Source organism: Paucilactobacillus suebicus DSM 5007 = KCTC 3549, from assembly GCF_001434475.1.
In the GTDB taxonomy this organism is placed as follows: domain Bacteria; phylum Bacillota; class Bacilli; order Lactobacillales; family Lactobacillaceae; genus Paucilactobacillus; species Paucilactobacillus suebicus.
In genome coordinates, this window is sequence record NZ_AZGF01000014.1 from 47,381 (window position 1) to 58,381 (window position 11,001).

At 39.2% G+C, this 11,001-nt stretch carries 11 protein-coding genes; 5 read left to right on the forward strand and 6 right to left on the reverse strand.

What is annotated here, in order from left to right; all coding sequences use genetic code 11:
• Positions 1-4: 4 nt before the first annotated feature.
• Together FD16_RS07145 and FD16_RS07150 are read right to left on the reverse strand one after the other, a co-directional pair.
• Positions 5-1,195, reverse strand: a complete 1,191-nt coding sequence (locus FD16_RS07145) for an MFS transporter (protein WP_010622681.1) — start codon at positions 1,193-1,195, stop codon at positions 5-7.
• 146 nt (positions 1,196-1,341) lie between these two features.
• Entirely contained in the window at positions 1,342-3,045 is a 1,704-nt protein-coding gene (locus FD16_RS07150; protein WP_010622682.1) for an MFS transporter, read from the reverse strand.
• A 93-nt stretch (positions 3,046-3,138) separates the two neighbouring features.
• Here FD16_RS07150 and FD16_RS07155 point away from each other — a divergent pair, with 93 nt between their 5' ends.
• Complete coding sequence (locus FD16_RS07155; protein ID WP_010622683.1) at positions 3,139-3,669, forward strand: TetR/AcrR family transcriptional regulator; 531 nt, start codon at positions 3,139-3,141, stop codon at positions 3,667-3,669.
• A 17-nt stretch (positions 3,670-3,686) separates the two neighbouring features.
• Positions 3,687-4,091: a MerR family transcriptional regulator gene (locus FD16_RS07160; protein WP_235778174.1), complete on the forward strand. Its 405-nt coding sequence runs from the start codon at positions 3,687-3,689 to the stop codon at positions 4,089-4,091.
• A 15-nt stretch (positions 4,092-4,106) separates the two neighbouring features.
• Here the strand turns inward: FD16_RS07160 and FD16_RS07165 are convergent, their stop codons facing one another.
• Positions 4,107-4,943 (reverse strand): SDR family NAD(P)-dependent oxidoreductase, encoded by an 837-nt coding sequence (locus FD16_RS07165; RefSeq protein WP_010622685.1) that lies wholly within the window; start codon positions 4,941-4,943, stop codon positions 4,107-4,109.
• A 59-nt stretch (positions 4,944-5,002) separates the two neighbouring features.
• Positions 5,003-5,584 (reverse strand): TetR-like C-terminal domain-containing protein, encoded by a 582-nt coding sequence (locus tag FD16_RS07170; RefSeq protein WP_010622686.1) that lies wholly within the window; start codon positions 5,582-5,584, stop codon positions 5,003-5,005.
• A gap of 100 nt (positions 5,585-5,684) precedes the next feature.
• On the opposite strand from FD16_RS07170, the gene FD16_RS07175 reads away from it, so the two are divergent.
• A complete protein-coding gene (locus FD16_RS07175) occupies positions 5,685-6,623 on the forward strand; it encodes an amidohydrolase family protein (protein WP_010622687.1) in 939 nt (312 codons plus the stop codon).
• Positions 6,624-6,681: 58 nt separating this feature from the next.
• Here the strand turns inward: FD16_RS07175 and FD16_RS07180 are convergent, their stop codons facing one another.
• Together FD16_RS07180 and FD16_RS07185 are read right to left on the reverse strand one after the other, a co-directional pair.
• Positions 6,682-7,365 carry a YjjG family noncanonical pyrimidine nucleotidase gene (locus tag FD16_RS07180; RefSeq protein WP_010622688.1) on the reverse strand — a complete coding sequence of 228 codons (684 nt, stop codon included), beginning with the start codon at positions 7,363-7,365 and terminating at the stop codon, positions 6,682-6,684.
• A gap of 27 nt (positions 7,366-7,392) precedes the next feature.
• Positions 7,393-8,628, reverse strand: a complete 1,236-nt coding sequence (locus FD16_RS07185) for a multidrug efflux MFS transporter (protein WP_010622689.1) — start codon at positions 8,626-8,628, stop codon at positions 7,393-7,395.
• A gap of 478 nt (positions 8,629-9,106) precedes the next feature.
• On the opposite strand from FD16_RS07185, the gene FD16_RS07190 reads away from it, so the two are divergent.
• Together FD16_RS07190 and FD16_RS07195 are read left to right on the forward strand one after the other, a co-directional pair.
• On the forward strand, positions 9,107-10,477 hold the full coding sequence (locus FD16_RS07190; protein WP_010622690.1) for an Nramp family divalent metal transporter: 1,371 nt from the start codon (positions 9,107-9,109) through the stop codon (positions 10,475-10,477).
• 87 nt (positions 10,478-10,564) lie between these two features.
• Positions 10,565-10,888: a TetR/AcrR family transcriptional regulator gene (locus FD16_RS07195; protein ID WP_010622691.1), complete on the forward strand. Its 324-nt coding sequence runs from the start codon at positions 10,565-10,567 to the stop codon at positions 10,886-10,888.
• The last annotated feature ends 113 nt before the right edge of the window (positions 10,889-11,001 follow it).

The following is an 11,001-nucleotide window of genomic DNA, read 5'->3' on the forward strand; positions in this document are numbered from 1 at the left end:
GCTTCTAATTTACGACATGCTTTTTTGATACAGATCTAACTAGTGAAATACCTAATATCATTAGAATAAATGAAATTACAACTAGCAAAATTAAAACCAAATTCCAATTGCCTGTTCGTTCAATCATTATGCCGGTCAGTGTTGGTCCACTACTAGCAATGAGATATCCAAACGACTGAACGATGCCACCAATGGCGCCAGCATCACTAGCAGACGGCGAGATGGTAGTGATAAAGCTTAATGCTAACGCAAATGAAGCTGAGCTAGTTAAGCCTAAGACAAGACAGGCGAGAATCGAAATAATGATACCATTGTTGAAACTTAATAGTATAAATCCCGCAATGTAGCCACATCCAATTATAATCATTAATCTGAATAATCCACGATTAGAATTCATGAACTGGGGAGCTATGTATGAAGCAGGGACACCAATAAATTGAAAAATACCAAATAAAATTCCGGCAGTGGTGGTAGTCATGTGGTGACTGTTGAGAATACTTGGGAGCCAGGCGGAAGTCACATAGAAGGTAAAAGATTGCATGCCAAAGAAGAATGTGAGAATCCAAACTCTCTTTGTAGTTAAAAAATGTAAATAACGATTTTTATGTTGTGGTTGCGATTTGTGGGGATGAAGCGTGACAGAATTTGGTTGACTAGTGAACATCCAACCAATTAAGCCCAGCAATGCCGGTACCGAAAGCAACTGGATTGAAGTCTGCCACACTATAATTGACGACAACGGTACGATGATAATACTAACAATTGAAGCACATATGTTGAACGTGGCAGTGTAAATGCCGTTAAGTTTGTTGGTATTGACATTCACTCGTTGCAAAATAATAACTGGAATCAAAATATTTAAAGCAGTAATTGATAGACCGGTGAAAAACGTACCAATATAAAGCATTGACTGACTGTAGACTCTGACAAAATTAAAAATAGCTAATAAGCTTAAAAAAATAGCGATTAATAACTTAACATTAATTTGCTGGACGATGTAACCGATAATGATTGAAAAAACTCCGAAACAAATCAATGGAATAGAAGTTAGAAAACCAATTTGTGTTTGAGATAAATTTAATGAATTCTCTAGTGTTTTTGTGAGCGGTGGAATACAGATGATTGCCATTCGCAAGTTAGCGGCAATTAATACAAGCGCGACAGTAAAATTAATGCGGTGTGAAGTAGTTTTCATAACGTTAAACTCCTTTTGTATAAAAAAATGGGCGACAAACTAGGCGTTCTCGCCTAGTCGGTCGCCCAAACTAGTAACATGACGAATTTCATTCGCTATCAGATACGTTGGTGCCATTCTAACAGATGCCTTTTAGTTATTGCAAGTTATGGTTTAGCTGCCTGCCGTTTTCTCTTGAATAGAAGGCTAACGGCAATTGCTAGTATAGTAGCTGGCACCGATAATCTGTATAGTGACATGAAAGCATTATTTAGATTGTGTTGAATGCTATTTTTAGTTTTGGTCACTTGACCAGCAATTAAATGATTTTCATGATTAACCTGCCGATTAACATTTTGTTGAACTTTCGCACGAATGGCACTTTTTTCCGATTTAGTTGCTTGATTAGCATCGTTTTTCGCTAGTGCTGATTCATAAGCTTGGTTAGTAATTTGTTGTTTCTTAGTTTCAGAAATGTATTGGCCGTTCTTAGTGGTTGTTCCAACACTATTACCATATAAACCTTGGTGTACTGATTTCAGAACGGCTTTTTTGGCACTGGCAGATATGGCAAGGGTTTCAGCTTGTCTTTGTGTGGAATTCCAAGTCTTACTTTTAGCAGTTGCGATGTTGGTGGTTAGTGCAGAGACATAAATTGCAACGGCTAACACAGTGCCAACCTGACGTAAAACACCTAACACACTTTGTGATGCCGTCAGCATTGTGCCAGTAAAATCGGCGGCACCGAGAACCATGATTGGACCAACTACAATGCCGAAACCACCGCCAATCAGTAGCAGGGCGCCAAGAATTTGACCATAGTGAGTTGGATTACATAATGCCAGAACAATGTAGCCGAGCACAATTAATGTAAACCCAAGTGCAATTAGTGTTCGGGCACCAATTTTAGGCAGAATTGTGCTACTAAGTGGTGCGATTACAAAAATCATGATTGAAGCTGGTGTGATCATCAGTGCTGCCATGAGCTCCGATTCACCTTGAATTTTAGTGAAAAAGGTTGGCATAATCACCATAATTGCGACTAAAAAGATACCTGATAGCATAATTGACAAAGAAGCGCCGGTAAATTGGCGATTTTTGAACAACTGCAGTGGTACCATTGGATCATTGCTACGGGTCTCCAAGATCACGAAGACGATGAGACTAATAACGGTGATGGAAAATAAGCCAATTGTGGTTAAACTGGTCCAGCCCCAATCTGATCCTTTGATGAGCGCCAGTGTGAGACTGAAGAGCATCACCATTGATGTCAAAACACCGGGTAAGTCAATGCCAGTTTTAACCTTGCTTTCATTAGTAAATGGTAAAAATTTGAAGCAAAGAACCAAAGATATGATTGCTAACGGAATGTTAATTAGGAAAATCCAGCGCCATCCCATAAATTGAGTCACAATCCCGCCAATGGTTGGACCAAGTGCAGCCGCTAAACCTTGGGTGGTACCAAGGACTGCAATTGCTACCGCTCGCTTATCCATTGTGACCGAACTGATCCCAATTGTCATACTAGACGGGAAGACGATCGCTGCGCCAAGACTTTGAATGGCACGGCCCGCAATTAGCATAGCTATGTTAACCGAAATCCCAGAAATGGCAGATCCTGTCAAAAATAGAAATAATCCAAGTACGTAGACCTTGTTGCGCCCAACAATATCGGCGATGCGACCAAATGGAATGGTAAAAATTGCAAACATAATTGTATAGATATTTAATGCCCATGATAGGCTGGAAAGATTTGTATTTAGACCGGTTTGAATTGCCGGTAAAGCGATATTCATGACAGTGGTATCTAACATACAGATAAAAATGCCAACGGCCATTGTTACAATAATAATTTTATTTTTCATTGTCATAATAATTCCCCCTTTGTGACACAAGATTGTATTCTAGACTGTGTTACAATAATCTAAAATACTTTGATTACAAAAGGAGCTATTTTGTAAACTATGTCACCAAAGGAGTTAAAACAAAAGAAGCTGGAAGACACACACAAAGCGTTAATGACATTGATGGCTAATGAGAAAATTGAAGATATTTCGATTACTGAATTATGTGACCTGGCAGGAGTTTCTCGAACATATTTTTATCATCATTTCACTAGCATGGATGATGTTATTAGCGAGTTTCAGGTTTCTTCGATTGTGGCCTATATGAGAGCTCTACCCAGCAAGCAAATTCTCGATTTATCGACAATGATGCAGCATTATTTTAGACTGAATCAAGAGAGCTATGAGGATACGCTCATCTTAATTAGGGCTGGTAAGGAGAGTGTGTTGATTAAGGCATTCAAATCCGTGTATCTATATTTATTTGATAAGAATCGAATTTCTAAAAGTCAGCTCACAAACAATAAATACTGGGCTGATTTCATTGCTGGAGCCGTTGTTAACATGATGGTGGCTTGGTTACAAGATGGAATGACTGAATCCGCTACTGCGATGGGTGAGAACGTGGCGAAGTTTTTGAGCAGAAATTAGAATCGCTAAAGGAGAAAATGATGAAACTAACAATGAAAGAAGTATCCGAAAAATTAAATGTATCAGAGCACACAATTCGTTATTACGATAATATCGATTTAATTCCAGGCGTGGGCCGCAATGAGCAGGGAAGACGTGTGTTTGATGATGATGCCATTGGCTGGCTGCAATTCGTGATTGCTTTTCGTAGCACGGGCATGCCGATTGCTGATGTTAAGCGATATATTGAATTAACGTACCAGGGACAGGATACTTTTAGTGAACGCCTGGGGATGTTAGAAACACAAATTAGTGAATTGGATGAAAAAATCAACCATCTTAATGACCAACGTGAGATCATCAAAACTAAGATCAATAATTACTACCAACAGGCCAAAGATAGTCAGACAAAAAACAAGCAGCCATACCAAAAGTGGGTATGAGCTGCTTGTTTTATATTACATATTACCTGTTGATTCAGTGATGTTCATGTTTGCTTCATCAGTTTGTGCCAATGATTCTGCGTGTGCTTTAGCAGCTTGAGCGGCATCTTTGCCAATTAAAAGATGTACAGGAGCTTCGTCCATGTTACTTAAGGTATCAAGTGCTTCTGCTACCTTGCTTGGTTCGCTAACATAACGTGGCATTTCTGAATGCCACTCGTCGTGGATATAGCTGATTGCGAGACCAACTGTTTCTTTATAGGTGTCGCTTTTAGCAGCGGACATTGAAGTACCACCCCATTCGGTGCGCATGCCACCAGGTTCAACGGTAGTTACTTGAATGCCAAATGGTTTAACTTCTTGAGCCACAACCTCTGTTAATCCATTGACCGCAAATTTGGCACTTTGGTATGCTCCAAGGCCAGCACCGCCAATGCGACCACCAATTGAGCTAATGTTAATAATCCGGCCAGATTTGTTTTGACGCATAGAAGGCAAAACGGCACGAATTGTGTACAACGTTCCGTAATAATCGGTGTCCATTTGAGCCTTGAAGCTATCTAATGACATTTCTTCAACGGAATCCATGTCGGCAAACCCCGCATTATTAACTAGGACATCGATTGAATTAAAGTGCTCAATTGCATCTGCAATTGCTTTATTAACCGCGTCAACATCAGTAACGTCTAACTGAAGTGGGTAAATTTGATCACCGTACTTTGTTACTAAGCTATCGAATAGATCTAAATGACGAGCCGTTGCAACAACGTTATTGCCATCAGCTAATTGCTTTTCAATAATTGCGCGACCTAGTCCACGTGATGCACCTGTTACAAACCATGTTTTTGTCATGTTAATGACCTCCAAATATTTAATATACGAGGAGTATAGTTTGTTAGAGTCACTCTAAGTCAAGAATAATTACTACTTTTATTGAAATTATTTGGAAATAATTTACTCATGTCGATTTTTTGTGATGATAGTGCAGCTTTGGTCATTGCAGTAACACGACTAACTAGAATTTCTGGACGAGTCATTGGTTCTTCCTTTAACCATTCTAGAACCACTCCTACGTGGGCATGAACTACATAGTTACTGATTAAATTCGCATCCTTTGGGGATTTAAACGCTTGTTTTAAAATAACGGAATACCGTTCAACTCCCATTTGGTAGAGATAGTAGTTGAACTGTGGCCAAATTGCTTGATTAGCAAAAGTTTTGAAGAATAACCGGTTGTCGTAAATAAAATTAAAGTAGTGGGTATAGAAGTCTTCAGGGGTGGCTGCATTTTTGAAAGACATCGATGATAGACCGTTGAGATAGTACTTTAGAACCCATGAATAGAAATCGTCTTTTGTTGGAAAGTCTCGATAAAAAGTGGAGTGAGAAACCGATGATATTTTTAGTAACTCAGATATTTTGACTTGATCAATTGGCATTCGCTTGAGCATTTCTGCCAATGCATCCAGTAGCTTTTCGGTGCTTGATTTCAATTTTTTTCACCTGCCTGGAACAAAAATCGATTTTTTGTCTCTTAGTATTGGTTAAATTCTAGCATACAATAATGACATCGAATAAAGGGGGAACTTAAAAATGGGAAAAATTGATTTTCACGCACACTATTTATCACCAGAATATGTAAATTATTTGGATCACTATTTTAATGGATACGGCGATGGAGTTGCAACTCCAAAATGGAATGTTGAGGATCACTTACAGTTGATGAAAGACTTTGATATTGATTACTCAGTACTTTCAATTTCAAGCCCGCATTTGAGCGCCGGCAGTAAAGAAACCACGGTGCAGTTGGCGCAGGATGTGAACGGGTTTGCTGCAGACGTTGCTGATGCTCATCCAACTAAATTTGGTTTCTTTGCATCATTGCCATTGCCGTATGTAGATGAATCAATTAAGAGTATTGACGAAGCAGTTAGCCTGCACGCTCAAGGTTTTACTCTACCAACTAACGTCCAAGGTACGTATATTGGGGATGATAGTTTTGACGCAGTTATGGCAAAATTAAATGATGTAAATGCATTAGTTACACTGCATCCTAATGCACCACAACCAATGACTTCAGCGGCGACAGATGTAAAAGTGCCATTGATGGAATTCTTCTTTGACACGACTAGAACCGTTGTTAATATGGCACAGCATAATATTTTCAGTAAGTATACTAATATCACATGGCTAATTCCACATGCTGGGGCACTGTTGCCTATCATTGCGCAACGGATTTCAGTTGGCGGTAAATTCTTAAATGATGGCGACCAAGAACCTGACGATATGCTTGAAGTAATGGGACACCTATACTTTGATACAGCCGGCATGGTTTTGCCATATCAATTACCAACGTTGTTGAAGATGACGACTGCAGACAAGCTAGTTTATGGCTCGGATTTTCCGTACACACCTAACAAGGTAGTCGGCGGCTTAGCAGACCAATTAGAACAAACTGATCAGCTAACTGATCAGCAAAAGCAACAAATTTTCTCTGACACGGCTAGAAAGTTAATTAAGTTACCAAATTAAATCAAAAAATGACGAGCAGCTAATTAAAGCTGATCGTCATTTTTTATATGAAATTAATTTATTTAGTGATTTCCTTAATCTCTAACAAATCTGATACCTCATAGGTTGGATTGAAACGTGCATTGATTGAATCATGATGAGGATTGTACCAGACACTATCTAGTCCAGCGTTATTAGCACCAGCAATGTCAGCAGTTAAAGAGTCACCGATGACTAACATATCATTAGCATTGAAGTCAGTAATTTGTGCCTCGACCGCTGCAAAAAATTCTTTGTCAGGCTTAGCATAACCGATTGTTTCAGATAAAAATACTTTATCAAAGAAGTGATCGATGTGTGATCCTTTCAACTGAGTATCCTGTTTAGCAGGCGTGCCATTAGAGATGATATAAAGATGATGATTTGAATGTATTGCCTGCAACAGCTCTATTGCGTGAGTGACCAACTGATATTCGTGGTAGAAGTAGCCACGGTAAATTTGTTGGTATTTTGGTCCATCAACATGCATGCCAAAATGTTCAAAGTATAAACGAAACCGATTATCTAATAGATATTGTCTCTCAACTTGATGGCTTTCAAACTTTTGCCATAAATCTTCATTGAGATCGTGATAATATTGAATTTTTGCAGGCGTTAAATCAAAATTAATATCTTGACTCATTTTGATTAGAGCGGTTGTTTCATTGGCCGGTGTATCAAGTAATGTACTATCAATGTCGAATAACAAGACTGGATATTTCATGTGCTGAATCCTCACTATTTTGATTAGTTAGCTTATTTTAGCATGTTTAGTGCTGGCAACGTTGATTCTGAATAAAACAAAGTTTAATGCAACCAGTAGTGCGGTTGATAAAAACACACCACCGTAATCAAAGTAGCCGGCTACGAATGCTCCAAGCATGGGGCCAATGACGTTGCCGAGTGATTGAAAGCTTTGATTCCAGCTGAAAATACGACTCGTAATTTCATTTGGTGTATTTTTTGTCAGCAACGTCTGTACTTGTGGCAACATGGTAGCGTCAGAAATACCTACTAAAAATCTAAGAATTCCTAACTCCCAAATATTGGTCACAAACGCGGTGGGGATAAAGAAACAGATTGCTAATATGAATCCAATACTGAGAATACGCTCAGTTCCAATTCGATCACCAAGGCGGCCCAGCATCGGTGCGGCAATAATCGTGGCAACTCCAGGTGCGGCCGCTACCACCCCACTAACCATGGTGACGTCGCCAGTGTGATGCATCAATTCCCGAACGTACAATGAAATAATTGGGGTAATGGAATTATTCGCTGCTTGGATAATTAATGTTGTAGTGATTAATCCGATGATCATCTGAGGGTTTTTAAGTGCTTTAAAAACTTGCTTGGTGCTTGATAGCTTTTTTGCTTCTACGGGGTGAAAATTAGTTTCGTGAACGAAAAAAATTGTAAGAATGGCTTCAAATAATAGAAGACACCCAGTTACCATAAAAGTAACTCTGTAATTAAATGTCGATGATAAAAAGCCACCAACAAGTGGGCCAAGCAAGTTACCGCCAGTGAATCCGGCCATCAATGTTCCTAGTGCCATGCCACTTTTTTCTTTTGGTGCCTCCGTGGCAATCAGGGCATTGACATTACTAGAATAGCCAGAGAAGATGCCTTGAATAAATCTCAATGCGAATAACTGCCAAACGTTAGTAACGAATCCCATTGAAGTAATGATAATTGTCATTCCGACGGACGCTCTAACAATCATTGGTTTACGCCCATATCGATCAGCAAGCTTTCCCCAAAGCGGAGAGATGACTGCCAAAACTAGGAACGTGATTGAAAAAATTAAACCAGAATAGAAGTTAAGTTGATTCTTGGTGAACTTTCCTAGAGTATCGATATAAAGGGACATGAATGGCATAATTTCAGAAAAGGCCATTCCGTTAGCAAACAAACTAAACCAGAGCACGATGAGATTCTTTTCCCAAGGTTCACGTGGACGAAATATTTTTGTTCTGAGAGTTTGCATGAGACGGCCTTCTTTAGGTGTGATGTTATCGCTTACTTTATGCATTATTTTACACCTGTTGAGTGTTTTGTTGGGTGGGGATTTTGAAACGTGCTCCAGCCCCACTGAGACCTAACATGTAGGAGCACTATGCAAATCAATCGCTAAGCCCACGATCAATTCACATAGTACTCTTACATACCGGTCTCAACCCGTGGGGCTTCCACACTCTGATTTTTTGGTACTCCTAAACTTAATACCGCTTTCATCTAAAAAATTAAGTGTAAAAGGTTGTATTATTCTTAAATCGTGTTAAAGTAAGTATTGGAAATTGAGCGGGCGCTCAATTAATTGTAACTTGATATTTGATAACATTGTTAGAACAACTGAATTGATATGTCTTTAAGCTAGGCTAAAAAATATATCAATTTGAATGTTTTGATTCCATCAAATTTATAGTTGCCGAATTTCTAAGCCAATAGAAAAGAGGTTGTTCAATATGAAGGAGAGTATCGAACTAAAGAAGAATTTAGTTGGCACGACCGGTGCTGACAACAAGAGTTTAGACGAAGTAAATGGCAGTATTGAAGTACCAAAGAATGCAGGCTTTTTCAAGACATTACTTGCATATACCGGTCCAGGTATTTTAATCGCTGTTGGGTATATGGATCCAGGTAACTGGATTACTTCAATTGCTGGTGGTGCTCAGTTCCGTTACAAGTTATTGTCAGTTGTATTGATTTCAAGCCTGATTGCTATGTTACTTCAGGCGATGTCATCAAGATTAGGAATTGTGACTGGCCGTGATTTGGCTCAGCTAACTCGCGAACACACTTCAAAGCGTGTTGGATTCGTCCTATGGATCATCACCGAACTAGCTATTATGGCGACTGATGTTGCTGAAATCATTGGATCAGCCATCGCACTTGAGCTGCTGTTCAAGATTCCCTTGGTTGGTGGAATTATCATTACTTCAGCCGATGTATTGATTTTGCTATTATTAATGAAGTTAGGATTTCGCAAGATTGAAGCAATTGTCGCAACTCTAGTAGCCGTAATATTGCTGGTATTCGCTTATGAAGTACTACTATCAAATCCAAGTATTTCAGGAATCATTGGTGGGTATGTTCCGTCAACCCAGATCATTTCGAATCACTCAATGCTCTACTTGTCATTGGGGATTGTTGGGGCAACGGTAATGCCTCATGATTTATATTTAGGATCATCGATTTCACAAACAAGACGAGTGGATCGATCGGATCGTAAGGAACTGGCTAAGGCAGTTAAGTTCTCAACGATCGATTCTAACATGCAGTTATTCATTGCTTTCATTGTAAACAGCTTGTTACTAATTTTAGGTGCTGCATTGTTCTATGGTACAAACAGTTCAGTTGGTCGCTTCGTTGATTTGTTCAACGCATTAAGCAATAGCAACGTGGTTGGTGCAATTGCCAGCCCAGCATTAAGCATGCTGTTCGCTGTCGCCTTACTATCATCAGGTCAAAGCTCAACGATTACTGGTACTTTGTCAGGTCAAATCATTATGGAAGGATTCATTCGTTTGAGAATTCCATTATGGGCACAACGTCTGATCACCCGTTTGATCTCAGTCACTCCTGTCCTTGCATTCGCTATCTACTACCACGGTAACGAAGCAAAGATTGAAAATTTGCTGACATTATCACAAGTATTCCTGAGTGTCGCACTGCCATTTGCCGTCGTACCACTGGTAATTTTCACTAGCAGCAAGAAGTTGATGGGTGAATTTGCAAACCGTCGCTGGGTAAAGTACAGCGCTTGGACTGCCACTGTTATATTAATTATTTTAAATGTTTACCTCATTCTTCAAGAGTTTGGGTTATTCAAGTAGGATATAGACTGGGAAGCTTTTCCCAGCCTTTATTGTTACATAGACTAAAATGATAAGTTGAATGAACGAAAGGAAATTAAATTCCAAATGACCAAAAGTGAACAACAGCGTGAAAATATTCTGGCCGTTGCCAGAGAAATGTTTGCTAGTAAAGGGTTTGAAGCAACAACGACTCGTGAATTGAACAATAGATTAGACATTGCTGATGGATTGTTATACTACTATTTTCCTCATGGTAAGAAACAAATTTTAGACACGATCATTAAGCAGGGAATTCAAACCCGAGTTAATTCAATTGATGTTGCATTTTCCGATGTAACAGATGCGTCGGCACTAACTAGAAAGTTAGTTTCAGTGTTTGATAATATGTGGGATTTGTTTGCTGATCAGGGATCAGCGGTGGATCAATAATGAGCAACGGGCCAAGATTATCGATCAGATTCACTTACTTGTTAAATTAACTGTCAAATAAAAAATCAGGAGTACAGAAAAATGGTTCTTCGTCAAGAAGTACTGATAGAAAA